This window comes from Burkholderia sp. Ac-20379 (assembly GCF_017104645.1).
Classification (GTDB): Bacteria; Pseudomonadota; Gammaproteobacteria; order Burkholderiales; family Burkholderiaceae; genus Burkholderia.
Genome location: NZ_JAAGPF010000039.1, coordinates 1 through 24773 on the forward strand (window position 1 = coordinate 1; position 24773 = coordinate 24773).

General features: G+C 69.2%; 26 protein-coding genes. 17 read left to right on the forward strand and 9 right to left on the reverse strand.

Annotated elements, in window-relative coordinates:
- From G3N92_RS07780 to G3N92_RS07810, 7 genes are all read right to left on the reverse strand, one after another.
- Positions 1 to 279 (reverse strand): DUF4880 domain-containing protein (locus G3N92_RS07780; RefSeq protein ID WP_206126886.1); only part of this gene is annotated, 279 nt, incomplete at its 3' end.
- Positions 280 to 359: 80 nt separating this feature from the next.
- Positions 360 to 1064 carry a sigma-70 family RNA polymerase sigma factor gene (locus tag G3N92_RS07785; RefSeq protein ID WP_241014648.1) on the reverse strand — a complete coding sequence of 235 codons (705 nt, stop codon included), beginning with the start codon at positions 1062 to 1064 and terminating at the stop codon, positions 360 to 362.
- 42 nt (positions 1065 to 1106) lie between these two features.
- Complete coding sequence (locus G3N92_RS07790) at positions 1107 to 1886, reverse strand: peptidylprolyl isomerase (protein WP_206126887.1); 780 nt, start codon at positions 1884 to 1886, stop codon at positions 1107 to 1109.
- A 22-nt stretch (positions 1887 to 1908) separates the two neighbouring features.
- On the reverse strand, positions 1909 to 2217 hold the full coding sequence (locus G3N92_RS07795; RefSeq protein WP_206126888.1) for a BolA family protein: 309 nt from the start codon (positions 2215 to 2217) through the stop codon (positions 1909 to 1911).
- 2 nt (positions 2218 to 2219) lie between these two features.
- Positions 2220 to 2753 carry a septation protein A gene (locus tag G3N92_RS07800; protein WP_206126889.1) on the reverse strand — a complete coding sequence of 178 codons (534 nt, stop codon included), beginning with the start codon at positions 2751 to 2753 and terminating at the stop codon, positions 2220 to 2222.
- A gap of 155 nt (positions 2754 to 2908) precedes the next feature.
- Positions 2909 to 3337, reverse strand: a complete 429-nt coding sequence (msrB, locus tag G3N92_RS07805) for a peptide-methionine (R)-S-oxide reductase MsrB (protein WP_206126890.1) — start codon at positions 3335 to 3337, stop codon at positions 2909 to 2911.
- A gap of 37 nt (positions 3338 to 3374) precedes the next feature.
- The gene (locus tag G3N92_RS07810; protein ID WP_206126891.1) at positions 3375 to 4940 is read right to left on the reverse strand and encodes a protein adenylyltransferase SelO; all 1566 of its coding nucleotides are present in this window, start codon (positions 4938 to 4940) and stop codon (positions 3375 to 3377) included.
- A 106-nt stretch (positions 4941 to 5046) separates the two neighbouring features.
- Here G3N92_RS07810 and G3N92_RS07815 point away from each other — a divergent pair, with 106 nt between their 5' ends.
- From G3N92_RS07815 to G3N92_RS07850, 8 genes are all read left to right on the forward strand, one after another.
- Positions 5047 to 6747 carry a 3-(methylthio)propionyl-CoA ligase gene (locus G3N92_RS07815; RefSeq protein ID WP_241014649.1) on the forward strand — a complete coding sequence of 567 codons (1701 nt, stop codon included), beginning with the start codon at positions 5047 to 5049 and terminating at the stop codon, positions 6745 to 6747.
- 226 nt (positions 6748 to 6973) lie between these two features.
- A complete protein-coding gene (locus tag G3N92_RS07820) occupies positions 6974 to 9058 on the forward strand; it encodes a 3-hydroxyacyl-CoA dehydrogenase NAD-binding domain-containing protein (protein ID WP_206126892.1) in 2085 nt (694 codons plus the stop codon).
- A gap of 10 nt (positions 9059 to 9068) precedes the next feature.
- Positions 9069 to 9695: a bifunctional nicotinamidase/pyrazinamidase gene (pncA, locus tag G3N92_RS07825; protein WP_206126893.1), complete on the forward strand. Its 627-nt coding sequence runs from the start codon at positions 9069 to 9071 to the stop codon at positions 9693 to 9695.
- Positions 9696 to 9782: 87 nt separating this feature from the next.
- Positions 9783 to 10961 (forward strand): acetyl-CoA C-acyltransferase, encoded by a 1179-nt coding sequence (locus tag G3N92_RS07830; protein ID WP_206126894.1) that lies wholly within the window; start codon positions 9783 to 9785, stop codon positions 10959 to 10961.
- 154 nt (positions 10962 to 11115) lie between these two features.
- Positions 11116 to 11433 (forward strand): Dabb family protein, encoded by a 318-nt coding sequence (locus tag G3N92_RS07835; RefSeq protein WP_206126895.1) that lies wholly within the window; start codon positions 11116 to 11118, stop codon positions 11431 to 11433.
- A 5-nt stretch (positions 11434 to 11438) separates the two neighbouring features.
- Entirely contained in the window at positions 11439 to 11921 is a 483-nt protein-coding gene (locus tag G3N92_RS07840; RefSeq protein WP_206126896.1) for a PaaI family thioesterase, read from the forward strand.
- A 119-nt stretch (positions 11922 to 12040) separates the two neighbouring features.
- Positions 12041 to 13039 (forward strand): NADP-dependent oxidoreductase, encoded by a 999-nt coding sequence (locus G3N92_RS07845; protein WP_206126897.1) that lies wholly within the window; start codon positions 12041 to 12043, stop codon positions 13037 to 13039.
- Between the two features lie 41 nt (positions 13040 to 13080).
- A complete protein-coding gene (locus G3N92_RS07850; protein ID WP_206126898.1) occupies positions 13081 to 14040 on the forward strand; it encodes an alpha/beta hydrolase in 960 nt (319 codons plus the stop codon).
- 58 nt (positions 14041 to 14098) lie between these two features.
- On the opposite strand, the gene G3N92_RS07855 is transcribed toward G3N92_RS07850, so the two are convergent.
- Both G3N92_RS07855 and G3N92_RS07860 read right to left on the reverse strand, forming a co-directional pair.
- Complete coding sequence (locus G3N92_RS07855) at positions 14099 to 14944, reverse strand: NRDE family protein (RefSeq protein ID WP_206126899.1); 846 nt, start codon at positions 14942 to 14944, stop codon at positions 14099 to 14101.
- Between the two features lie 87 nt (positions 14945 to 15031).
- Positions 15032 to 16072 (reverse strand): folate-binding protein YgfZ, encoded by a 1041-nt coding sequence (locus tag G3N92_RS07860; RefSeq protein WP_206126900.1) that lies wholly within the window; start codon positions 16070 to 16072, stop codon positions 15032 to 15034.
- Between the two features lie 78 nt (positions 16073 to 16150).
- On the opposite strand from G3N92_RS07860, the gene mltG reads away from it, so the two are divergent.
- From mltG to G3N92_RS07905, 9 genes are all read left to right on the forward strand, one after another.
- Positions 16151 to 17167, forward strand: coding sequence for an endolytic transglycosylase MltG (gene mltG / locus G3N92_RS07865; protein WP_206126901.1), 1017 nt, complete (start codon positions 16151 to 16153; stop codon positions 17165 to 17167).
- Between the two features lies 1 nt (position 17168).
- Positions 17169 to 17789, forward strand: coding sequence for a dTMP kinase (gene tmk, locus G3N92_RS07870; protein ID WP_206126902.1), 621 nt, complete (start codon positions 17169 to 17171; stop codon positions 17787 to 17789).
- A gap of 16 nt (positions 17790 to 17805) precedes the next feature.
- The gene (locus tag G3N92_RS07875; RefSeq protein ID WP_206126903.1) at positions 17806 to 18834 is read left to right on the forward strand and encodes a DNA polymerase III subunit delta'; all 1029 of its coding nucleotides are present in this window, start codon (positions 17806 to 17808) and stop codon (positions 18832 to 18834) included.
- Positions 18835 to 18873: 39 nt separating this feature from the next.
- Complete coding sequence (locus tag G3N92_RS07880) at positions 18874 to 19653, forward strand: TatD family hydrolase (RefSeq protein WP_206126904.1); 780 nt, start codon at positions 18874 to 18876, stop codon at positions 19651 to 19653.
- Between the two features lie 66 nt (positions 19654 to 19719).
- Positions 19720 to 20433: an ankyrin repeat domain-containing protein gene (locus G3N92_RS07885; protein ID WP_241014650.1), complete on the forward strand. Its 714-nt coding sequence runs from the start codon at positions 19720 to 19722 to the stop codon at positions 20431 to 20433.
- Between the two features lie 78 nt (positions 20434 to 20511).
- A complete protein-coding gene (locus G3N92_RS07890) occupies positions 20512 to 20868 on the forward strand; it encodes a Rap1a/Tai family immunity protein (RefSeq protein WP_206126906.1) in 357 nt (118 codons plus the stop codon).
- 182 nt (positions 20869 to 21050) lie between these two features.
- Positions 21051 to 22229, forward strand: coding sequence for a mechanosensitive ion channel domain-containing protein (locus tag G3N92_RS07895; protein WP_206126907.1), 1179 nt, complete (start codon positions 21051 to 21053; stop codon positions 22227 to 22229).
- A 44-nt stretch (positions 22230 to 22273) separates the two neighbouring features.
- Positions 22274 to 23446: an AAA family ATPase gene (locus G3N92_RS07900; RefSeq protein ID WP_241014651.1), complete on the forward strand. Its 1173-nt coding sequence runs from the start codon at positions 22274 to 22276 to the stop codon at positions 23444 to 23446.
- Positions 23447 to 23681: 235 nt separating this feature from the next.
- Positions 23682 to 24746 (forward strand): glycosyltransferase family 4 protein, encoded by a 1065-nt coding sequence (locus tag G3N92_RS07905; protein ID WP_206126909.1) that lies wholly within the window; start codon positions 23682 to 23684, stop codon positions 24744 to 24746.
- The last annotated feature ends 27 nt before the right edge of the window (positions 24747 to 24773 follow it).

A 24773-nucleotide genomic window follows, 5' to 3' on the forward strand; every position in this document is an offset into this window, starting at 1 on the left:
GAACGCGCGCCGGCCCGGCGACGCAGGCGGATGCGCGCGGCTGGCCTGTGCCTTCAGGCGCGCGATGTCTGCCGCAGGCAACGCACCGAGCGCCTGCCAGGTCTCGGCGATGCGCGCGTAGGCTGCGCGATGGCGCGCATCCTGCGCGAGCCAGGCGGCGAACGCGGCGTCGTCGTGCGCGCCGGGTTCGCCCTGGCGCGTGACGAACCACGCCGCGGCCTGACGCTCGGCTTCGCTGTCGGGCAGGGGCATCTCAGGGGAGGGAAGGCGTTGTCTCATGGGCTAGCGTCCGCGGTCGTATTCCGGAAGACGCGCGAGGCGGCAAAAACCTGACATCGTGAAGTGGGGCAAGGGGCGCGTCAATCGTCGGCCTGCGTCGTGTCGGGCGCGCTGCCGTCCCAGGCGGCCAGCTGCTGCCGGCAGGCGAGCACGGCGCGAATCACGTGCTTCTCCACCATGTTGCGGGAGATGCCCATCCGTTCGGCGATCTCGGCATGGCCGAGCCCCTCGAACCGGTGCAGCACGAACGCTTCGCGGCAGCGCGGCGGCAAGCCCTCGATCGCGGCCAGCAGCCGTTGCGTGCGCTGCGACGCTTCGAGCGCCTGCTCGGGCTGGCTGGCGGCATCGGCGGCGTGCGCGTCGCCGTCGTCGAGCGGCTCGAGATGGCGCGCGCGCACGGCGTTGCGGCGGAACGAGTCGGTCACGAGATTGCGCGCGGTTTGATACAGCAGGCCGCGCGCATCGTCGATCACGGTGCCGGCGCCGCGCAGCGCGAGCACGCGCAGATAGCTTTCCTGTGCGATGTCCGACGCGGTGTCGAGATCCCGCACGCGATGTGAAAGAAAACGCAGAAGCTCGCGGTAATAACGTTCGACCACTGGAGGCGGGTGTGAATCTGCGCTCGATCCAGCCGATCGGGGCTGCCAGAAACCAACAATTAGATAATGAGAATCATTATCGTTTTCTTTTTGTGATGGAACAAGCGGAAAGTGCGGCAGGTAAGCGTCGGTAATATCGGCGCGCGCGGCACTGACAATGAAAAATGCCGCCTCGAAGGGCGGCATTCCGGTTCGCTGCGAGGCCGGCATCGCGCCGGCTTGCGTGCGTTACTGAATCTTCGCTTGCGCGCGCAGCTTCTCTTCGAACGCCTGCAGCTTCTGCTGGACGATCTGCTGCGCCAGTTGCGCCTTGACCTGTTCGAACGGCGGCGGGGCGATCGGACGGATGTCGTCGACGCGGATGATGTGCCAGCCGAACTGCGTCTTGACCGGCGTGTCGGTCATCTGGCCCTTCTGCAGGTGCTGGGCCGCGTTCGCGAATTCCGGCACGAACGACTTCGGGTCGGCCCAATCCAGATCGCCGCCGTTCTTCGCGGAGCCCGGATCCTTCGAGAACTGCTTGGCCAGATCCTCGAAGTTCGCGCCGCCCTTGATCTTCGCAATCAGATCCTTGGCCTGCTGCTCGTTGTCGACCAGGATGTGGTGCAGGTGGTATTCGCTGCCGGCCGCGCTCTTGGCCAGTTGGTCGTACTGCGCCTTCACTTCGGCGTCGCTCGGCTTGTTCTGCTTGACGAAATTCTCGATCAGCGCGCGCAGCACCACGGTCTGCTGGGCGATCGCCACTTGCTGCTTCACGTCGGGCTGGCTCGGGATGCCTTCCTTCAGCGCTTCCTGCATGAGGATCTCGCGATTGACCAGCTCCTGGCTCACCATCTTGCGCAGCTGGTCGGAATCCTGCTGACCTTGCTGGACGAGTTGCGCGACCATCGCGTCGACGCGCGCTTTCGGGATCGGCGAGCCGTTCACGACGGCGACGTTCTGGGCAAAGGCCGGTGCGGCGACGAAGGCGGCCGCCGCAACCCACAGGCGGGGAGATTTCAGGATCATCGGGAACAATTCCTAGTGAGACTTAATGTGAGGAGACGTTGAACTCATCGGGCGCGTAGGCCACGATCGCGAGCGCGTGAATGCCGCGCTGCATCGCATCAGCGAGCGCATCATACACCAGCCGATGTCGCGCCACGCGCGACTTGCCGGCGAACGCGGCAGCCACGATCGTGACCGTATAGTGCCCGCCGGCTGCGGCACCCGCGTGACCGGCGTGCTGCGCGCTGTCGTCGGTGATCTGCAGCGCTTCGGGGGCGAGGGCGGCGTTCAGCCGGGCCTCGATCTGCGCGATCCGCTCGTCGGGCGTCGCGTTCAGGAATGCGTCGGACATCGTCATTCGTCTTCTTTGAGGTATTTCGCGAGCCACAGGCTCTGCAGGATGATGAACACGAACATCGCGCCGGTGGTGCCGAACAGCTTGAAGTTGACCCACTGCGACGGCGTGTAGTGATTGACCACGTAGAGGTTCGCCACGCCGAGCACGACGAAGAACAGCCCCCACGCCACGTTGAGCTTGTCCCAGATCGGATGCGGCAGCGTCAGTTGCTTGCCCATCATCTTCTCGATCAGGTTGCGGTTGAACAGGTAGCGCGCGCCGATCAGGATCACGGCGAACAGCCAATACAGCACGGTGGGCTTCCACTGGATGAACTTCTCGTTGTGCAGCACGAGCGTGGCGCCGCCGAACACGACGATCACGCCGAGGCTGACCCACAGCATCGTGTCCACCTTCTTGTGGCGCCAGGCCGACCAGGCCACCTGCAACAGCGTCGCGACGATGGCCACGGCCGTCGCGGTGAAAATGCCCCAGACCTTGAAGGCGGCGAAAAACAGGATGATCGGAAACAGATCGAACAGGAATTTCATGGTGAGCGGGGCTGGGTGACGCGCCGGGCGCCGGAGTGCCGGGCGGCGCCACCGTTATGGGGCTTCGCCGCGCGGGCCATCGCGATGACGGCCCGCGTGGCGGGTTTCGCCGGCGGAAAACACACGCGCCGCGCGGGGCGGCGTGCTGCGTTGCATCAATTGCCGGCGTCAGGCTCGAAGTTTAACGCAGCCGAATTGATGCAGTAACGCAGGCCCGTCTTGTCGCGCGGGCCGTCCTCGAACACGTGGCCCAGATGCGCGCCGCAATGGTTGCAGCGCACCTCCACGCGGATCATGCCGTGGGTGCGATCCATCTTCTCCTCGATCACCTCGCCGTTGAGCGGCTTGAAGTAGCTGGGCCAGCCGCAGCCGGAATGGAACTTCGCGCCCGATTCGAACAGCGGCGTGTCGCAGACGACGCAGTGATAGATGCCGGCATCCTCGACATCGGTGTATTCGCCGGTGAACGCGCGCTCGGTGGCGGCGTGCTGCGTCACTTCGTACTGCATCGGCGTGAGGCGGTCGCGCAGTTCGGCGTCGTCCTTCTGGTACGGGTAGTCGCGGTCGTGGTGATCGTGGGACATGGTGGTGTTTCTCCAGGGGATGCGGGGCGCGGCGATGTCAGGACGAACAGCTGACTTCGAGCGTGGTGGCCCAATCCGGCGGCAGCGCGGCGTAGGCTTCGTGCTCGGGCTGCTCGTCGAACGGGCGGCGCAGGATCTGCGCGAGCCGCTCGACTTCGGCATAGTCCTTCTCGGCGGCGCGGCGGATCGCCGTTTCGGCGAGGTGGTTGCGCAGCACGAATTTCGGATTGACGCGGTTCATCGCGGCGGCGCGCTCGGCGTCGTCGCGCGTTTCGGCGGCCAGGCGCGTGCGGTAGTGCTCGGCCCAGCCGTCGAACGCGGCGCGGTCGATGAACAGGTCGCGCACCGGCGCGTCATGCGAGGCGTCGTGCTTCGAGAGCTGCGCGAGGCGGCGGAACGTCAGCGTGAAATCGGCGCGGCTGCCGTTCATGATTTCGAGCAGCTGGTTGGCCAGCGCGGCGTCGCCTTCGAGTTCGAGCGCGAGGCCGAGCTTGGCGCGCATCGCGCGTTCGAGCGCCGGGCCGAACACTTCCGCGAAGCGCGACAGCACGGCCTGCGCGTCTTCCACGGCGCGCTCGGTGCGCGGATCGTCGTCGAGCTCGGTGCGGTGCTGGCCGATCAGCGGCAGCAGCGCCTGCGCGAGGCAGAAGCAGTTCCAGTGCGCGATGCGCGGCTGCATGCGGTAGGCGTAGCGGCCCTGCTGATCGGTGTGATTGCAGATGTGGTTCGCGTCGAAGCCGTCGACGAAGCCGAACGGGCCGTAATCGAGCGTCAGGCCGAGGATCGATATGTTGTCGGTGTTCATCACGCCGTGGCAGAAGCCCACCGCCTGCCATTTCGCGACCATTTCCGCCGTGCGCTCGACCACGGCCTCGAGCAGCGCGAGGTACGGATCGTCCGTGTCGCGGCAGGCCGGGTAGAAGCGATCGATGACCTGGTCGGTCAGCTGCTTGAGCAGGTCGGGCCGGTCGTTCGAGAAGAAATGCTCGAAATGGCCGAAGCGCACGAAGCTTTCCGCCACGCGCGTGACCACGGCGGCCGTTTCGATGGTTTCACGGATCACGGTTTGATCGGAACCCGTCACGGCCAGCGCGCGCGTGGTCGGGATGCCGAGGTGGTGCATCGCCTCCGAGCACAGGAATTCGCGGATCGACGAGCGCAGCACCGCCCGGCCGTCGCCCATGCGCGAATACGGGGTGCGGCCCGCGCCCTTGAGCTGCAGCTCGAAGCGGCGGCCGTCGTGCTCGATCTCGCCCACCGTCAGCGCGCGGCCGTCGCCGAGCTGGCCGGCCCACACGCCGAACTGGTGCCCGGAATACACGGTGGCGTACGGCATCGCCACGGCCGGCCAGTCGCGCGTGGGGTTGCCGCTGAACAGTGCGGCGAAGCCCGGCAGATCGCGGATAGCGGGGTCGAGGCCGAGTTCGCGCGCCACCTCGTCCGAAAAGCCCACCACATACGGTTCGGGCAGCGGCGCGGCGGGCAGGCGCGTCAGGAACGCGGGGCCGAGCGAGAGGAAGGCGTCGGCGCGCGGGGCGGCGAGCGAGGCGGCGAGATCGGGGAGAGTGGCGGCCAAATCGGGTTCGCTTCTGGATAACGACAAGTTGAACGGCGGGACACAAGCCGATATTGTAAATCCGCGCCGCGCGGGCCGCTTGCGGCGAGGGAGACACTTGGTCGAAGTCGAATCCAACCGGGAGAGCTGGACGATGAGCATGACGCAGAACCCGCCCTTGATGGGCCAGATGATGGACGTGCCGCTGCTGGTGTCGTCGCTGATCGCGCACGCCGCGCGGCATATGGGCGACGCCGAGATCGTGTCGCGGCGCGTCGAGGGCGACATCCACCGTTACACCTATCGCGATTGCGAACGGCGCGCCAAGCAGTTGGCGCAGGCGCTGCTGCGCGGCGGTGTGCAGCCCGGCGACCGGGTCGGCACGCTGGCCTGGAACGGCTATCGCCATCTGGAAGCCTATTACGGCATCAGCGGGATGGGCGCCGTCTGTCACACGATCAACCCGCGCCTGTTTCCCGAGCAACTCGTCTATATCGTCAATCACGCCGACGATCGATTCGTGCTGTTCGACATCAGCTTCGCGCCGCTCGTCGAGCGTCTCGCGCCGCTGTGCCCGAACGTGCGCGGCTGGATCGCGCTGACCGACGAGGCGCATCTGCCCGAGTCGGCCATCGAACTGCTCGCGTATGAAACGCTGCTGGCCGCCGAGGACGGCCGCTACGACTGGCCGCTGCTCGACGAGCGGCAGGCCTCGTCGCTCTGCTACACGTCGGGCACCACCGGCCATCCGAAGGGCGCGCTCTATTCGCACCGCTCGACGGTGCTGCACGCCTACGCGGCCGCGCTGCCCGACGCGATGGCGCTGTCGGCGCTCGACGCGGTGCTGCCGGTCGTGCCGATGTTCCACGTCAACGCCTGGGGCCTGCCGTACGCGGTGCCGCTGACGGGCGCCAAGCTGGTGCTGCCGGGCAAGGATCTCGACGGCAAATCGCTTTATGAACTGATGGAAAGCGAGCGCGTGACGTGTTCGGCCGGCGTGCCGACCGTCTGGCTCGGCCTGCTGAACCACCTGCGCGAGACGGGAGCGCGCTTCACCACCATGGCGCGCACCGTGATCGGCGGCTCGGCCTGCCCGCCGGCCATGCTGCGTGCGTTCGAGGACGATTACGGCGTGCAGGTGATCCACGCCTGGGGCATGACGGAGATGTCGCCGCTCGGCACGCTGGCGCGGCTGACCTGGGCGCAGTCGCAGCGCGACGAGGCCGCGCGCCGCCAGGCGCTCGAGAAGCAGGGCCGCGTGATCTATGGCGTGGACATGCGGATCGTCGGCGACGACGGCCAGCCGCTGCCGTGGGACGGCGTGGCGTTCGGCGAGCTGCAGGTGCGCGGGCCGTGGGTGATCGAGCAGTATTTCGGCGCGGCCGGGGCCGGCTCGCCGCTGGTCGACGGCTGGTTCCCGACCGGCGACGTCGCCACCATCGATCCCGACGGCTTCCTGCACATCACCGATCGCAGCAAGGACGTCATCAAGTCGGGCGGCGAATGGATCAGCTCGATCGACCTGGAGAACGTGGCGGTGGCGCACCCGGCCGTGGCGGAAGCGGCCTGCATCGCCTGCGCGCATCCGAAATGGACCGAGCGACCGCTGCTGGTGGTGGTGCCGCGCGCCGGCATGACCGTCACGCGCGAGGAACTGATCCGCTTCTACGACGGCAAGGTCGCGAAATGGTGGGTGCCCGACGACGTCGCGTTCGTCGACGCGCTGCCGCACACGGCCACCGGCAAGCTGCAAAAGCTGAAGCTGCGCGAGATGTTCCGCGATCACGTGCTGCCGGGCGTCGACGCGCTCGATTGCCCGATGGAGCCGCTGGCCGTGCGGCCGGCCCAGCCCTGAGCGGCGCGGCGGGCGGCGGGCCTCGCATGGCCGCCGCGCCGCCCGCGTTCGCCCCCGAAATGCGGGCCGCGTTCCTCGGCTTATCTCTCAATTGAACGATCGTGCTTTTCTGGGTATGCTGCTCCGGTTTGCTCGCGTGCGGCGGTGCCGCCGCGCGCGCACAATGACCGTCAACGCTGACGACGCGCCGCCGCAACGGCTCGCGTAACCGCATGGAGGCAGGCAGATGGCAGTGGATTACACGACTCGCGACGGCGTCGCCGTCCTTACGCTCAACAATCCGCCCGTCAACGGGCTCGGCTATGCGACGCGCGCCGGGCTGATGGCGGGCCTCGACCGCGCGCTGGCCGATCCGGCCGTCAAGGCGATCGTGCTGACGGGCGCCGGGCGCGCGTTCTCGGGCGGCGCCGACATCACCGAATTCAACACGCCGAAGGCGCTCCAGGAACCGAACCTGCACACCACGATCGCGGCCGTCGAGGCCAGCGCCAAGCCGGTGGTGGCCGCCGTGCACAGCGTGGTGATGGGCGGCGGGCTGGAGCTGGCGCTCGGCGCGCATTACCGGATCGCCGCGCCCGGCACCCAGGTGGCGCTGCCCGAGGTCAAGATCGGCCTGCTGCCCGGCGCGGGCGGCACCCAGCGGCTGCCGCGCGCGGTGGGGCTGGAAACCGCGCTGAACATGATCGTGTCGGGCGCGCCGGTGCTGTCGGAGCAACTGGCCCAAAGCGGCCTGTTCGACGCACTGGCCGAAGGCGATCTGCTCGAGGCGGCCGTGGCGTTCGCACAGCGCGTCGGCGCGCAGGCTGGCCCGCATCCGCGCGTGCGCGACCGCAAGATCGAACACCCGAACGCGGCCGGTTTCATCCAGTTCGCGCGCAACAGCGCGAAGGCCGCCGCGCCGAACTACCCGGCGCCGCACAAGTGCATCGACGCGATCGAATCGGGCGTGCTGCATGGCTTCGACCAAGGCCTGATCGACGAACGCGACGGCTTCGTCGCGCTGGTGCAGACGCCCGAAAGCCGCGCGCTGCGCCATGCGTTCTTCGGCGAGCGCGCCGCGAGCAAGATCCCCGACGTGCCGGCCGACACGCCCGTGCGCGAGATCCGCCGGGTCGGCGTGATCGGCGCGGGCACGATGGGCGGCGGCATCACCATGAATTTCCTGAACGCGGGGCTGCCCGTCACGCTGCTCGAAACGAAGCAGGACGCGCTCGATCGCGGGCTGGCGACGATCCGCAGGAACTACGAGGCGCAGGTCAAGAAGGGCAAGCTCAGTGAGGCGAAGCTCGAGGCGCGCATGGCGCTGATCGCGCCGACGCTCGCCTACGACGACTTGAAGGATGCCGATCTGATCGTCGAGGCGGTGTTCGAGGAACTCGGCGTCAAGGAGCAGGTGTTCCGCCAGCTCGACGCCGTGGCCAAGCCCGGCGCGATCCTGGCCTCGAACACCTCGACGCTCGACGTCGACAAAATTGCCGCGTTCACGCAGCGTCCGCAGGACGTGGTCGGCCTGCACTTCTTCAGCCCGGCCAACGTCATGAAGCTGCTCGAAGTGGTGCGCGGCGCGCAGACGGCCAAGGACGTGCTGGCCACCGTCATGCAGGTCGCCAAGAAGATCCGCAAGACGGCCGTGGTGTCGGGCGTGTGCGACGGCTTCATCGGCAACCGCATGATCGAGCAGTACATCCGCCAGGCGCTGTTCATGCTGGAGGAGGGCGCGCTGCCGGCGCAGGTCGATCGCGCGATCGAGGCGTTCGGTTTCGCGATGGGGCCGTTCCGCATGAGCGACCTGGCCGGCAACGACATCGGCTGGGCGATCCGCAAGCGCCGCTACGTCGAGCAGCCCGATCTGCATTATTCGAAGATCGCCGACCGGCTCTGCGAACAGGGCCGCTTCGGCCAGAAAACCGGCGCGGGCTGGTACGACTACCAGCCGGGCGAGCGGCGCGCGAAGCCGTCGAAGCAGGTCGACGAACTCGTGCTGGCCTATTCGAAGGAAGCCGGCGTCGAGCGCCGCGCGATCGCCGACGAGGAGATCGTCGAGCGGCTCGTGTATGCACTCGTCAACGAAGGCGCGAGGATTCTCGAAGAAGGCATCGCCTCGAAGGCGTCGGACATCGACATGGTCTATCTGACCGGCTACGGTTTCCCGCTGTGGCGCGGCGGCCCGATGCTGTACGCCGACACGGTCGGCCTCTACAACGTCGAGCGCGCGATGCGCCGCTACGCGGCCGGCGCGAACGGCAGCGCGTGGCAGCCGGCGCCGTCGATCGCGGCGCTGGCCGCGAGCGGCAAGGGCTTCAACGGTTGAGGGCGCAACGATGATGCGGACCGACGACGTGCTGCTCGTGATCGACGTGCAGAACGACTTCATGCCGGGCGGCGCGCTGGCCGTGGCCGACGGCGACGCCGTGGTGCCGGTGATCAACCGGCTCGCCCGGCGTTTCGAGCAGGTGGTGATCACGCAGGATTGGCACCCGCTCGCGCATGTGTCGTTCGCGGCCAATCACGCCGGGCGCGAGCCGTTCTCGATGCTCGCGCTGCCGTACGGCGAGCAGGTGCTGTGGCCCGTGCACTGCGTGCAGGACACGCCGGGCGCGGCGCTGCATCGCGATCTCGACCTCCCGCAGGCGCGGCTCGTGATCCGCAAGGGGCTCGATGCGGCGGTCGACAGCTATTCGGCGTTCGTCGAAGCGGATCGCACCACGCCGACCGGGCTGGCCGGCTACCTGCGGGCGCTCGGCGCGAAGCGCGTCTGGTGCTGCGGGCTCGCGACCGATTACTGCGTCGCGTGGTCGGCGCTCGACGCGCGCGCGGCCGGTTTCGAGGCCGCCGTGATCGAGGACGCGTGCCGCGCCATCGATCTGAACGGTTCGCTCGACCGTGCGTGGCGCGAGCTGGCCGCCGCGGGCGTGGCGCGCGTGCAAGCGGAGGCGGTGCGCGTCTGAGCGCCCGCACCCGGCACGACGCAAACGCCCGGCGCACATTCAACGCAGCGTCGTGACGCTGCAAGGCATTCCTACCCGGAGACAGGCATGACCGAAGCCGTAATCGTATCCACCGCCCGCACCGCGCTGGCGAAATCGTGGCGCGGCGCGCTCAACATGACGCACGGCGCGACGCTCGGCGGCCATGTGGTGGCCGCCGCCGTCGAACGCGCGGGGCTCGATCCCGCCCGCGTCGAGGACGTTCTGATGGGCTGCGCGAACCCCGAAGGCGCGACCGGCGCCAACATCGCGCGCCAGATCGCGCTGCGCGCGGGCTTGCCGGTGTCGGTGCCGGGCATGACCGTCAACCGCTTCTGTTCGTCGGGCTTGCAGACCATCGCGCTGGCCGCGCAACGCGTGATCGCCGGCGAGGGCGAGGTGTTCGTGGCGGGCGGCGTGGAATCGATCTCGTGCGTGCAGAACGAGATGAACCACCACATGCTGCAGGAAGGCTGGCTGCGCGAGCACAAGCCCGAGATCTACTGGAACATGTTGCAGACGGCCGAAAACGTCGCGAAGCGCTACGGCATTCCCAAGGCGCGGCAGGACGAATACGGCGTGCAGTCGCAACTGCGCGCGGCGGCCGCGCGCGAGGCCGGCCGCTTCGACGCCGAGATCGTGCCGATCACGGTGCTGGCCGGCGTGGCCGACAAGGCCAGCGGCCAACTGTTCACGCGGGAAGTCACGCTGTCGGCCGACGAGGGCATCCGCGCCGACACCACGCTCGACGGCGTGGCCAAGATCCGCCCGGCCGTGCCCGGCGGCGTGATCACGGCCGGCAACGCGAGCCAGTTCTCGGACGGCGCGTCGGCCTGCGTGGTGATGGACGCGACGCTGGCCGAGCGCGAGGGACTGACGCCGCTCGGCATCTTCCGCGGTTTCGCCGTGGCCGGCTGCGAACCCGACGAGATGGGTATCGGCCCCGTGTACGCGGTGCCGAAGCTGCTCAAGAAGGCGGGCCTGCAGGTGTCCGACATCGATCTGTGGGAGCTGAACGAGGCGTTCGCGGTGCAGGTGCTGTATTGCCAGGACACGCTCGGCATCCCGGCCGACCGTCTCAACGTGAATGGCGGCGCGATCGCGGTCGGCCATCCGTACGGCGTGTCGGGCGCGCGGCTGGTCGGCCACGCGCTGATCGAAGGCAAGCGGCGCGGCGCGAAGCACGTGGTGGTGACGATGTGCATCGGCGGCGGGCAGGGCGCGGCCGGGCTGTTCGAGATCGCCTGAGGCGGCGCGCGATCCTGACGAACGCCGTGTCGCGCGGCGCGGCCGGTGGCATGCCGGACATTCGCGCCGCCCGCAAGTTTGGTAGGCTTCGGGTCTGGACGGCCGGCGCATGCCGGCCTTGGCTTACCCTCGACTCGTCAAGCAAGAAGGCACCATGATTCGTCACATCGTGATGTGGAAACTGAAGGAATCGGCAAACGGCGCGACGCGCGCCGAGAACAGCGCCACGCTCAAGCGGAAGCTCGAAGCCTGCCGCGGGATCGTGCCGGGGCTGCTGTATCTGGATGTCGGCCTCGCCACCGAAGGCCTCGAAGCCACCTACGACGTGGTGCTCGTCAGCGAATTCACCGACAAGGCCTCGCTCGACGCCTACGCCGTCCACCCGGTTCACGAGGAAGTGAAGCAGTTCGTCGGGCTGGTGCGCGAATCGCGCGAGTGCATGGATTACGTCGTCTCCGACGCGGCGCGGTGAGCGGCATGAGCACCGCCGGCACGCCGCGGCAGACGCCGCCCACGATCGAAAGCCCGTTCGTCGACGCGCTCGGCGTGAAGCTCGTCTCGGCCCGCGACGGCGCCAGCGAGATCGTGCTGCCGCTGGCCGAGCAGCACATGAACACCTGGAGCATCGCGCACGGCGGCGTGACCATGACGATGGCCGACGTGGCGCTGGCGATGGCCGCGCGCAGCCTGACCGACGACGGCGTGGGCGTGGTCACGGTGGAGATGAAGGTCAACTTCATGCAGCCGGGGCGCGGCGAGTTGCGCGCCTACGGCCGCGTGATGCACCGCTCGACCACCATGGCCTATTGCGAAGGCGAGGTGCGCGACAGCGAAGGCAACTTCGTCGCCAAGGCGGTCGGCACGTTCAAGTACATGAAGCGGCTCGCGGTGGGCCGCGACATCGCCCGGCAGCGCTCGCGCACCGATCCGGGCGCGAAACCGGGGCCGAGCGACGCCTGAGCGCCCCCGCATTCCCCACGGCCCCGCCCGCAACGGCGGGGCCGCTTCGTTTGGCGCACCGCATGGCATGGAGCGCCGAGCGCTTCAGTTGCATCACGATCGACGATCAGGAGACAGCGATGACAGACATCAACCGGCAGGTGTTGCTCGTATCCCGGCCCGACGGCGCGGCCCGCCTCGATAACTTCAAGCTGGTGGAAACGCCGCTCGCGCCGCTCCAGGACGGCGAACTGCGCGTGCGCAACCACTTTCTGTCGCTCGATCCGTACATGCGCGGCCGCATGAGCACGGCGAAATCGTACGCGGCGCCACAGGCGCTCGATGCGGTGATGATCGGCGAGACGGCCGGCGAGGTGATCGAATCGCGTCACGCCGGCTTCGCTGTCGGCGACCGCGTGACCGGCATGTTCGGCTGGCAGACGCACGGCACCTCGAACGGCGCGGGGCTGCGCAAGCTTGGCGCAAGCGGCGTGCCGCTGTCGGCCTATCTCGGCGTGATCGGCATGCCGGGCGTGACGGCCTGGTACGGGCTGAATCGCGTCATCGAACCGAAGCGCGGCGAGACGGTGGTGGTGAGCGCGGCGAGCGGCGCGGTAGGCGGCGTGGTCGGGCAATTGGCCAAGCGCGCCGGCTGCCGCGTGATCGGCATCGCGGGCGGCGAAACCAAGTGCCGCTTCGTGGTGGAGACGCTCGGCTTCGACGCCTGCGTCGACTACAAGGCCGGGCGCATCGCCGAGGATCTGGCCGCGGCGGCGCCGGACGGCATCGACGGCTGCTTCGAGAACGTCGGCGGCCCGGGCCTCGACGCCACGCTCGCGCAAATGAACGCGTTCGGCCGGATCGCCGTGTGCGGCATGATCGCCGGCTACGACGGCCAGCCCGCGCCGATCACGCAGGCCACCGCGATCCTGCGCGCGCGGCTGCGCGTGCAGGGCTTCATCGTCACCGAGCAGCTCGATGCGTGGCCGCAGGCGCTGGCCGAACTCGAGGCGCTGGTGGCGAACGGCGAGCTGCATTACCGCGAAACCATCGCGCAGGGCATCGAACGCGCGCCCGAGGCGTTTCTCGGCATGCTGAAGGGGCACAACTTCGGCAAGCAGCTCGTCGCGCTGATCTGATCCGGGCGGCGCACGCCGCCGCGCTTCTCACTTTTTCTCCCATGCCGCTGAATCCCGACATCGCCCGCGTGCTCGACATGATCGCGCGCACCCGGCAACCGTCCTACGCGTCGCAGACGCCGCAGGCCGTGCGCGCCGCCTATGCGCGCAGCGCGCCGATTCTCGATCTCGCGCCGGCCCCGATGGCGTCGGTGGACGACCTGAGCGTGCCGACGCGCGACGGCGCGGCGATCCGCGCGCGGCTCTATCTGCCGGTCGAGCCGAGCCTGGCCGACCCGCTGCCGGCGCTCGTGTATTTCCACGGCGGCGGCTTCACGATCGGCAGCGTCGACACGCACGACGCGCTGTGCCGGATGTTCGCGCGCGACGCGCAGTGCGCGGTGCTGTCGGTCGATTACCGGCTCGCGCCCGAGGCGACGTTCCCGACCGCCCACGACGATGCCGACGACGCGTTCGCCTGGCTGCACCGGCACGCCGGCGAATTCGGCATCGACGCGGCGCGGCTCGCGGTGGGCGGCGACAGCGCGGGCGGCACGCTGGCTGCCGCGGTGGCGGTGCTGGCGCGCGATCGCGGCCTCTCGCCGCGGCTGCAATTGCTGATCTATCCGGGGCTGACCGCCTTTCAGCAGACGGATTCGCACGCGCGGCTCGCGCACGGCTATCTGCTGACGGCCGAAACGATTCAGTGGTTTTTCTCGCAGTACGTGCCGAACCGGGCCGATCGCGAGGATTGGCGCTTCGCGCCGCTCGACGGCACGCGCGGCGCGCCGTCGTTCGCGGGCCTGGCGCCGGCCTGGATCGCGGTGGCCGAATACGATCCGCTCTGCGACGAGGGCGAGGCGTATGCGCAGAAGCTGCGCGCGGCCGGCAACGCCGTCGAGCTGGTGCGCTACGACGGCATGATCCACGAGTTCTTCAAGATGGGCGGGTTCGTGCCCGCGGTGCGGCAGGCGCATGCGGACGCCGCGAAGGCGCTGCGCGCGGCGTTCGAGGCCGATTAGGCGCCGAACGCCGTTCTTGCGCGATCCGCGCGAGCGGGGGCGGCTCAGTGCGAGCGGCTCAGCGTGCGCCGCCCAGTTCGACGTCGAAGCGCACCGCGCGCTCGAACGCGCCGGGGCGCACGATGCGGTGCGAGCCGTCGTCGTCGTTGCGCTCCTTGATCTCGACCGCGAGCCGCGAACGTTCCTTGATCGTCACGCGCAGCGCCGTGGTGCCGCGCGTGCCGTATTCGGGCGTTTCGATGAAGGCGGCCGACAGCGCGCGCTCGCGGGCGAGCGGAATGCCGGTGCTCGGCAGCGCGTCGTCTTCGGCGATGCGCGTGTCGCGCATGAGGTCGATCAGCGCGTCGAGCGGGGGCGTGGGATCGTCGGTCAGCAGCGTGCCGAGTTCGCTGCGCTTGTGAACCAGCTTCGGCCACGGCGTGTCGAGCCGCGCGTTCGACAGGCCGTGCACGCCGGCGCCGAGCAGCAGCGGCGCGTCGAGCGGCGTGTCGGGTTCGGCCGGCCGGTTGCAGTACCAGGCCAGCTCGCGGCGGCGGCAATCGCCCACCAGCAGGTTGAAGCCGTTGTAGAGCGCGGCGGTGCCGGAAATCTGGGCGAGATAGTCGAGCGGCGCGAGGTTGCGGCCGCCGAGGAAATCGGACACCAGCTTGCCGCGCGTGGGCGCGCCGGCGCGGATGTCGAACGGGGCGCGGTAGTTGGTCAGCGCGGCGAAGCGGCCGTCGCGCGAGACGCCGAGCCAGGTGCCGCCGCCTTCGAGGTCGCGGCCGGCCAGCACGCCCGGCACGTCCTCCCACCAGGCGATCGGCGCGCTCGTGCGCCGGAAGAACTCGTCACGGTTGGCGGTGAGCGTCAGCACCGGGCCGTCGTCGGCCTCGGGCTGCCAGTCGAATACGATCAGGCACATCGGGTGAGTCCCTCGCTGGGATCGGGGTGCGCGGACCGGGCGCACGCGACGGGCGCGCGAAGCCGCGCGCCACGATAGCACGCGCGCTCAGACTTCGGTGGGCAATGCGTAGGGCAGCGGCAGGACGTGCAGCGCCGGGCCGTCGGCCGCGCCGAGATGCACCGAGCCGCTTTCCTGCGCGGCCAGCTTGATCTCGACCAGCGCGTCGATGCCGCCCTCGGGCGAGGCGGCCGCGTTGACGATCATCCCGCACGGCTGGCCCGGATCCTCGCTGTGGAACAGTTCGGTGCCGGGGCGGGCCGCGGCGGTGTCGACCTCGGCATGCACCAGCGCCGTGCGGCGCTTGATGGTGCCGCGATACTGGCTGCGCGCGACGATTTCCTGGCCCGGATAGCAGCCCTTGCGGAAATTGACGGCGCCGATCACGTCGAAGTTGACCATCTGCGGCACGAACTGCTCGACCACCGGCTGCGTGATGCGCGGCTCGGCGGCGCGAATCTCGAGCCAATCCCACACGGCCGGCGAGACGCGCGCCAGCTTGGCGTCGAGCGCGGGCGCCGCCGCGTCGAACTGCTCGCGGGTGGCGATCCACAGGTAGCGGGGGCGGCCGGCCGCGTCGGGCAGGCGCATCAGCGTGCCGGCCGGGCCGTCGAGCTTGGTGTGCACGCCGTCGGGCAGCGCATCGAACAGCCCCGACAGCGCCTCGCGCACCTCGCCGGCGAAGCCGGTCGCGACCAGTTCGGCCGCATCGGTGAGCTTGGCCTTGGCGCGCAGCACGAACATCGAGAGCCGTTTCTGCACGGCGGGCTGGATGTCCTTCGAGACGAGCAGGCGCACACCGCCGGCGCTGCGCCAGGTGGTGAACGACGCCAGCAGCCGGCCCTTCGGCGAGCAGTAGCCGGCCAGGCGGACGCTGGCCGCGTCGAGATGCTCGACGTCGTTGGTGAGCTGGCTGTGCAGGAACGTCGCGGCGTCGTCGCCGGCGACATCGATGATGCCGAACTGCGGCAGCGGCGCGTAGGCGCCCCCGGTGCGCGCGGCCTCGAATTCGGCGGCGGCGGGGCGGGGCAGGTCGGGCAGGGGGGGAGCGGCCGCGGCGGGCGCTCCGTTGGAGATCGGTGTGCTCATGGAACAGGGGAACAGTCAATCCTGACTTTGGCGGAGACAAGCAAGTATTATATTGACCTTCACCGAACCCCGTTCACGATGTCCCTACTATCGAAATGCGCCGCGCTCGCGGCGGCGGCCGTCGTCGTGGCCGCTGCGCTGGCGGGCGGCGGTTATTATCTGGCGATCCAGCCCCTCGTCTTGCCGGCCCCGACCCTCGATGTCACGATCAAGCCCCGCAGCAGCGTCAAGAGCGTCGCGCAGCAGCTCGTGCACGGCGGCGTGCCGCTGCAGCCGCAACTGTTCACGCTGATGACGCGCGTGCTCGGCCTGTCGAGCCGGCTCAAATCGGGCAACTACGAATTCAACACCGGCGTGACGTCGTACGACGTCCTGCAGAAGCTCGCGCGCGGCGACGTCAACGAATACGTGGCGACCGTCATCGAAGGCTGGACCTTCAAGCGCATGCGCGCCGAGCTCGACGCCAATCCGGCCCTGATGCACACCACCACCGGCATGAGCGATGCCGACGTGCTGCACGCGATCGGCGCGACGCCGGCCGAGATCAACCGCGGCAGCGGCGAGGGCCTGTTCTTCCCCGACACCTACCTGTTCGACAAGGGCACCAGCGACGTCAACGTCTACCGGCGCGCCTACCACCTGATGCAGACGCGGATCGACGAAGCCTGGCGCATGCGCGCGCCGGGCCTGCCGTATCGCTCGTCGTACGAGATGCTGACGGTGGCGTCGATCGTCGAGAAGGAAACCGGCCACGCGGCCGACCGCTCGCTGGTGGCGGCGGTGTTCGCGAACCGGCTGAAGATCGGCATGCCGCTGCAGACCGACCCGAGCGTGATCTACGGCCTCGGCGACGCCTACGACGGCCACCTGCGCAAGCGGGATCTGCAAATGGACACACCTTACAATACCTACACGCGCCGCGGGCTGCCGCCGACGCCGATCGCGCTTCCGGGCGTGGCGTCGCTGCAGGCCGCCGTGAACCCGGCCGCCACCGCGGCGCTCTATTTCGTCGCGAAGGGCGACGGCACGAGCGTCTTCTCGGATACGCTCGGCGATCACAACAAGGCCGTGGACAAATACATTCGAGGTCAATGAGATGGCGCGTGGAAAATTCATCACGTTCGAGGGGATCGACGGCGCGGGCAAGACCACGCACCTCGCCTGGTTCTGCGAACAGCTGCGCGCGCGGGGCGCGAGCACCGGCCGGCAGGTCGTGCAGACGCGCGAGCCGGGCGGCACCACGCTCGGCGAATCGCTGCGCACGGTGCTGCTGGAGCAACCGATGGACCTGGAAACCGAGGCGCTGCTGATGTTCGCGAGCCGCCGCGAGCACTTGGCGCGCGTGATCGAGCCAGCGCTCGCGCGCGGCGACTGGGTGGTGTCCGACCGCTTCACCGACGCCACGTTCGCCTACCAGGGCGGCGGCCGCGGGCTGCCGCGCGACAAGCTGGAGGCGCTCGAGCGCTGGGTTCAGGGCGGTTTCCAGCCCGATCTGACGCTGCTGTTCGACGTGCCGCCCGACATCGCCAGCGAACGGCGCGGCGCGGCGCGCGCACCCGACAAGTTCGAGGCCGAGAGCGACGCGTTCTTCCTGCGCACGCGCGCCGAGTATCTGCGCCGCGCCGAGGAAGCGCCGTACCGCTTCGTGATCGTCGACGCCACGCAGTCGATCGCGCAAATCCAGCGGCAGCTCGACACCGTGCTGGCCGCGCTCTGAGCAAGGGGCCGATCCGATGATCTATCCGTGGCAAACCGACGACTGGAACCGCCTGCAGGCGCTGCGCACGGCTTGGCCGCATGCGCTGCTGCTGCACGGCCAGGCCGGCATCGGCAAGCTGCGCTTCGCGCAGCATCTGGCGCAGGGCTTCCTGTGCGAGTCGCCGCAGGCCAATGGCGAGCCGTGCGGCCAGTGCGCGGCCTGCAACTGGTTCGCGCAGGGCAACCATCCCGATTACCGGGTGGTGCTGCCCGAGGCGCTGGCCGGCGAGGCGCCGGGCGCGGCGGCCGAGGAGCCGAAGGCCGACGCCGAGGAAGGCGGCAAGAAAACCCGCACCCCGAGCAAGGAAATCAAGATCGAGCAGGTGCGCGGGCTGCTCGACTTCGTCGGCGTGGGCTCGCACCGCGGCGGCGCGCGCGTGGTGGTGCTGTATCCGGCCGAGGCGCTCAACGTGGCGGCCGCCAACGCGCTGCTGAAGACGCTCGAGGAACCGCCGTCGGGCGTGGTGTTCCTGCTGGTGTCGGCGCGGCTCGACCGGCTGCTGCCGACCATCATCAGCCGCTGCCGCCAATGGCCGATGACGCTGCCGTCGCACGAGGCCGCCGTGGTCTGGCTGGACGCACAGCGCGTGCCCGATGCGGCCGCGCTGCTGGCCGAGGCCGGCGGCGCGCCGCTGGCCGCGCTCGCGCTGGCCAGCGACGAGCACCGCCCGCTGCGCGACTGGACGCTCGCGCAACTGGCCGCCGGCGCGAAGTGCGACGCGTTCGCCTGCGGCGAATCGCTGCAGAAGCTACCGGTGCCGGTGGTGCTCGGCTGGCTGCAGCGCTGGAACTACGATCTGCTCGCGCAACGCGCGGCCGGCCAGCCGCGCTATTTCCCGGCCCAGCGCGCCGCGCTCGAACGCTGCGCGGCGGCGGTCGACGCGAACGCGTTCGCGCGTTTCACCAAGACCGTCACGCGGCAGCGCGCGGTCGAGAATCACCCGCTCAACGCGCGGCTCGTGTTCGAGGAGCTGTTCCTCGGCTATCGCGAGATGTTCGCGTGAGCGGGCCGGCCTTTTTCACCGTCTGACAGGAAGCGCAGGATGTTCGTCGATTCCCATTGCCACATCAATTTCGAAGGCCTCGCCGACCGGCTGCCCGCGGTGCTCGCGAACATGCGCGAGCAGCAGGTCACGCATGCGCTGTGCGTGTCGGTCGATCTCGAAACGCTGCCGCAGGTGCTCGCGATCGCCGAGCAGCACGATCACATCTACGCGTCGGTGGGCGTGCATCCCGATCACGAGGACGTGCGCGAGCCGTCGCTGGCCGAACTGATCGAGCTGGCGGCGCACCCGAAGGTGGTGGCGATCGGCGAAACCGGCCTCGATTATTACCGGCTCGGCGAGCGCAGCATCGCCGACATGGAATGGCAGCGCGAGCGCTTTCGCACCCATATCCGCGCCGCGCACGCCACGCGCAAGCCGCTGATCATCCACACGCGCGCCTCTTCCGAGGACACGCTGAAGATCATGGCCGAGGAAAACGCCTCGGTGCCGGGCGGCGTGATGCACTGCTTCACCGAGCCGTGGCCGGTGGCGGAAGCGGCGCTCGCGCAGAATTTCCATATCTCGCTGTCGGGCATCGTCACGTTCAAGAAGGCCGAGGACGTGCAGGACGTGGCGCGGCGCGTGCCGATCGAGCGTCTGCTGATCGAAACCGACTCGCCGTACCTCGCGCCGGTGCCGTATCGCGGCAAGCCGAATGAACCTGCGTACGTCAGTTATGTCGGACGCTTTATCGCGGCGCAGCGCGGCATGACCGACGAAGCGCTCGCCGCCGCGACCTCGCAGAACTTTTTCCGGCTGTTCGGCATCGCCGCCTGAGGCGCGGCCGCACCGGATCCACCCAGGGTAGGAGCCAACAATATGAAACCGATGAACGGTCCGTCCATGTCTCGCCCGGGCGCCGCGCTGCGCGCGCTCGTCCTCGCCGCCGGCCTCGCGGCCGGCTTCGCCGCGCCGCTCGCGCACGCCGAATCGCGCGACGCGATCGTCAAGGCCGTCAAGTTCGACGACATCGACGACATCGCCAAACAACTGAAGCACGGCCTCGATCCGAACCTGACCGACGACAAGGGCAACCCGCTGCTCGTGATCGCCGCGCGCGAAAAATCCGACAAGGTGGCCGACGCGCTGGCGTCCGCGCCGAACGTCGATCTCGAGAAAACCGATCCGGCCGGCGAGAACGCGCTGATGATGGCCTCGCTCAACGGCGATCTGCCGCTCGTCAAGCTGTTGATCGACAAGGGCGCCGAGGTCAGCAAGAAGGGCTGGTCGCCGCTGCATTACGCCGCCACCAACGGCCACGACGACGTGGTGCGCTACCTGATCGACAAGTCGGCCTACATCGACGCCGGCTCGCCGAACGGCACCACGCCGCTGATGATGGCCGCGCGCGGCAACCACGACACCACCGTCACGCTGCTGCTCGACCAGGGCGCCGATCCGGCCATCAAGAACCAGCTCGGCGTGACCGCGCTGGAATTCGCCCAGCACTACAAGGCGCCCGACGCGATCACGATCCTGTCCAAGCGCACCACGCGCCTCGGCGACGCCCAGCCCGCGAACGGGAGTGGGGCTGGTGGCCAAAACAGTGCAAAATAGCGGTTTTGGGCGTGGCGCTTGCCGCGCCGCTTTCGTCGTACCGGCCTGACGCCGCCGACCTGACATAAGGAACATCCAATGTTGCGGGCGCTGTTTCTTGCCGCCGTGTTCGTTGCGCCGCTTTCCGCGCACGCCTTCACGGCCGGTGATCTCGACAAGCTCTGTGCGAAGACCGACGTGAAATCGCGTGCATCGTGCGGTGCGTACATCGAGGGCGCCGCGGACGGCGTCTACAACACGATCGACGCCATCGGCGGCACCACCGGGCCGCGCGTCGGCCAGTATTTCTGCCTGCCGCCCGACATCAGGGCGCAGCAGATGACGGACGCGATTCGCAAGTATGTCGCCGAGAATCCGAAGATCGTCGACTACAACGCGAGCACGGCCGTGTCGCTCGGCCTCGGCAAGGCGTTCCCATGCCGCAACGGCAATTGATCTGAATCACGGGTGGCTCCGCGCCGGCGGCAGGTTGCAACCGGCGCAGCGGGCCGCCCGCGCCTGAAACAGCGTTACCGGCTCCGGCCGGCCTTCCCGGCGCACCGCGGCTTTCGCCCGGCCGCGCCCCGAACCACCTGTAGCGGGCACCCCGTCCCGCCCCAACGACGAACCACCGCGCGATGACGATTCCTATCGATCAACTCGCGGCCATCGCCGATGCGCCGCTCCACACCTGGCTCGGCACGCTGCTCGTAGCCGTCCTCCTGCTGGCGATCGTGGCCGGCATCCACCGGCTCGGCGCGCGGATCCTGATTCCGCTCGCGCGCCCGTATCCGTTCATGAGCATCATCGTGCGCTACATCGACCGTCCGGCGCTGGCCGTGCTGTCGTTCCTCGCACTCGAATTCCTGTCCCTGCAAGTTGCCGACGAGCTGTCGCACGCGGGCGGCCTGCGCACGCTGTCGGCCGTCGGGCTGATCATCGCGCTGACCTGGCTGCTGATGCGGCTCGCGGCGGCGGTGGGCGAGGCGATCGTGCAGGCCAATCCGGTCGATCAGGCCGACAACCTGGCGGCGCGCAGGATCCACACCCAGGCGCGCGTGCTGGCCCGCTCGGCGATGGTCGTGGTGGTGATCATCGGCGCGGGTGCCGCGCTGATGACGTTCCCGAACGTGCGGCAGATCGGCGCGAGCCTGCTGGCCTCGGCGGGCGTGGCCGGGCTGGTGGCCGGTATCGCCGCGCGGCCCGTGCTCGGCAACCTGATCGCGGGCTTGCAGATCGGCATCTCGCAGCCGATCCGGCTCGACGACGTGGTGGTGATCCAGGGCGAGTGGGGGCGCATCGAGGAAATCACCGGCACCTATGTATCGGTGCGGATCTGGGATCAGCGCCGGCTCGTCGTGCCGCTGCAATGGTTCATCGAGAATCCGTTCCAGAACTGGACCCGCAACAGCGCCGAGATCATCGGCACGGTGTTCCTGTTCGTCGATTACCGCACGCCGCTCGAGCCGTTGCGCGCGGAGCTGTCGCGGATCGTGACCGCGTCGCCCGAATGGGACGGCCGCGTGCAGGTGCTGCAGGTGACCGACGCGACCGAGCGTTCGATCCAGTTGCGGGCGCTGGTCAGCTCGATCGATTCGTCGCTGTCGTGGGATTTGCGCTGCCGCGTGCGCGAAGGGCTGATCGCGTTCCTGCAGGCGAACTACCCGGACAGCCTGCCGCGCGGGCGCATGGAGCTGGCCACGCCGGGCGAGGGGCGCGAGCCCGAGCTGCCGTCGTGGCTGTCGCACGAGCCGGCGTCCAGCACCTCGGCCAACACGCCGGCCGATCCGGCCGCGGCCGAAGCGCCGCTGCGCTGAGCGAGGCGCCCACGGCCATGAACGCTGCCGCTCCAGGCTCCACCTTGCCGCCGCTGACCGCGCTCGCGGTCGAGAACTACCGCTCGCTGCGCGATTTCATCGTGCCGCTGGCCGGGCTCAACGTCGTGACGGGGCCGAACGGCAGCGGCAAATCGAGCGTGTATCGCGCGCTGCGGCTGCTGGCCGATACGGCGCAGGGCCGGGCGATTCCGTCGCTGGCGCGCGAGGGCGGGCTGGCCTCCACGCTGTGGGCCGGCCCCGAGCGCTTCTCGCGCGCGATGCAGGCGGGCGAGGCACCGGTGCAGGGCACGACGCGCTCGAACCCGGTGTCGCTGAAGCTCGGCTTCACCTGTGCGGATTTCGGCTACGCGATCGACGTCGGCCTGCCGATCGTCTCCGAAACGCAGTTCGGCCTCGATCCGGTGATCAAGCGCGAATGCGTGTGGAGCGGCGCGCTGCTGCGGCCCTCGACGCTGCTGGTCGAGCGGCAGGGCGCGCATCTGCGCACGCGCACGGCCGCCGGCGAATGGCGCAGCGTGCCGCAGCCGATCGCCTCGTTCGACAGCATGCTGACCGAGTTCGTCGATCCGGCGAGCGCGCCCGAGATGATCGCGATGCGCGAGCGGATCCGCTCGTGGCGCTTCTACGACCATTTCCGCACCGACGCCGGCGCGCCGGCCCGCCAGACCCAGATCGGCACGCACACGCCGGTGCTGGCCGACGACGGCGCCGATCTGGCCGCCGCCTTGCAGACGATCATCGAAATCGGCGACGCCGAGGCGCTGGCGGCCAGCATCGACGACGCGTTTCCGGGCGCACGTGTGGCGGTCGACAACGTCGGCGGGCGCGGCCGCTTCGAGGTGACGATGCGCCAGCCTGGCCTGCTGCGCCCGCTCGGCGCGGCCGAACTGTCGGACGGCACGCTGCGCTACCTGCTGCTCGCGGCCGCGCTGCTGACGCCGCGTCCGCCGGCCTTGCTGGTGCTCAACGAACCGGAAACCAGCCTGCACCCGGATCTGCTGCCGGCGCTCGGGCGCCTGATCGCGCTGGCGTCGGCGCGCTCGCAGGTGATCGTCGTGTCGCACGCCGCGCGGCTGATCGCGACGCTCGAGCGCGAGGCCGGCAGCCTGTCGCTGGTGCTCGACAAGCGGCTCGGCGAAACGCGTCTCGACGAAGACGGCCCCGAGCGCCCGGCCTGGAAGTGGCCGTCGCGCTGAGCGCGCATCGCTCGCCGCCCGGCGTTCGAATCGGCGTGCAAATCGGGTCGCACACCGCCTCCCGCGATGCGGTAAATCCAACCGCCATCGAATGTATCCGTGCTGTAACAACGTCCAGAAAATGCAATCCGGGTGCCCAGCCGGCCGGCGATCGCGAATAATGGCGGCATACCGGCGCGCGGTAGGCGGAGGTTTGCCGCGCCACAGCCGGCGGGCGTTCCTGGAGAACATAACGATGAAGATTGCTCAGATCGCGCCTCTGACCGAATCCGTGCCGCCGAAGCTTTACGGCGGCACCGAACGCGTCGTGTCCTACATCACCGAGGCGCTGGTGGAACTCGGACACGACGTCACGCTGTTCGCGAGCGGGGATTCGCGAACCAGCGCGAAGCTCGACGCCGTGTGGCCGCGCGCCATGCGGCTCGACGTCTCGATTCGCGACCGCGTCGCCCCGCACATGCTGCTGATGGAGCGCGTGGCGCGCCGCGCCGCCGAGTTCGACGTGCTGCATTTCCACATGGATTACTACTCGTTCTCGGTGTTCAAGCGGCAGCCCACGCCGTTCCTGACCACCTTGCACGGCCGTCTCGATCTGCTCGAACAGCAGCCGATCTTCGACCTGTTCGATACCGCGCCGGTGGTATCGATCTCGAACGCGCAGCGCCAGCCGCTGCCGCGCGCGAACTGGCTCGGCACGGTGCTGCACGGGCTGCCCGATACGCTGTACACGCCGCAGCCGGTCGAGCCGCGCTATCTGGCGTTCCTCGGCCGCATTTCGCCGGAGAAGCGCGTCGATCGCGCGATCCGCATCGCCGAGCGCTGCGGCCTGCCGATCCGCATCGCGGCCAAGGTCGACGCGGCCGACGAGGAATACTTCGAGCGCAAGATCAAGCCGCTGTTCGCGCTGCCGCACGTCGAGTACATCGGCGAGATCGCCGACGACCAGAAGGCCGAATTCCTGTCCGGCGCGCACGCGCTGCTGTTCCCGATCGACTGGCCGGAGCCGTTCGGCCTCGTGATGATCGAGGCGATGGCCTGCGGCACGCCGGTGATCGCGTTCAATCGCGGCGCGGTGCCGGAAGTGATCGAGGAAGGGCTGACCGGCTTCATCGTCGAGGACGAGATCGGCGCGGTGGCGGCCGTGAACCGGTTGTCGCGGCTGTCGCGCACGCGCGTGCGGCAGCGCTTCGAGGAGCGTTTCACGTCGCGCCGGATGGCGCAGCAATACGTGGATGTCTATCAGGCGCTGATCCGCGCGCAGAAGCGCTCGCGCTTCAAGGTGATCGATTCGGCGCTGTGACGGCGCCGCTGGCGGACGCCGCTCGCG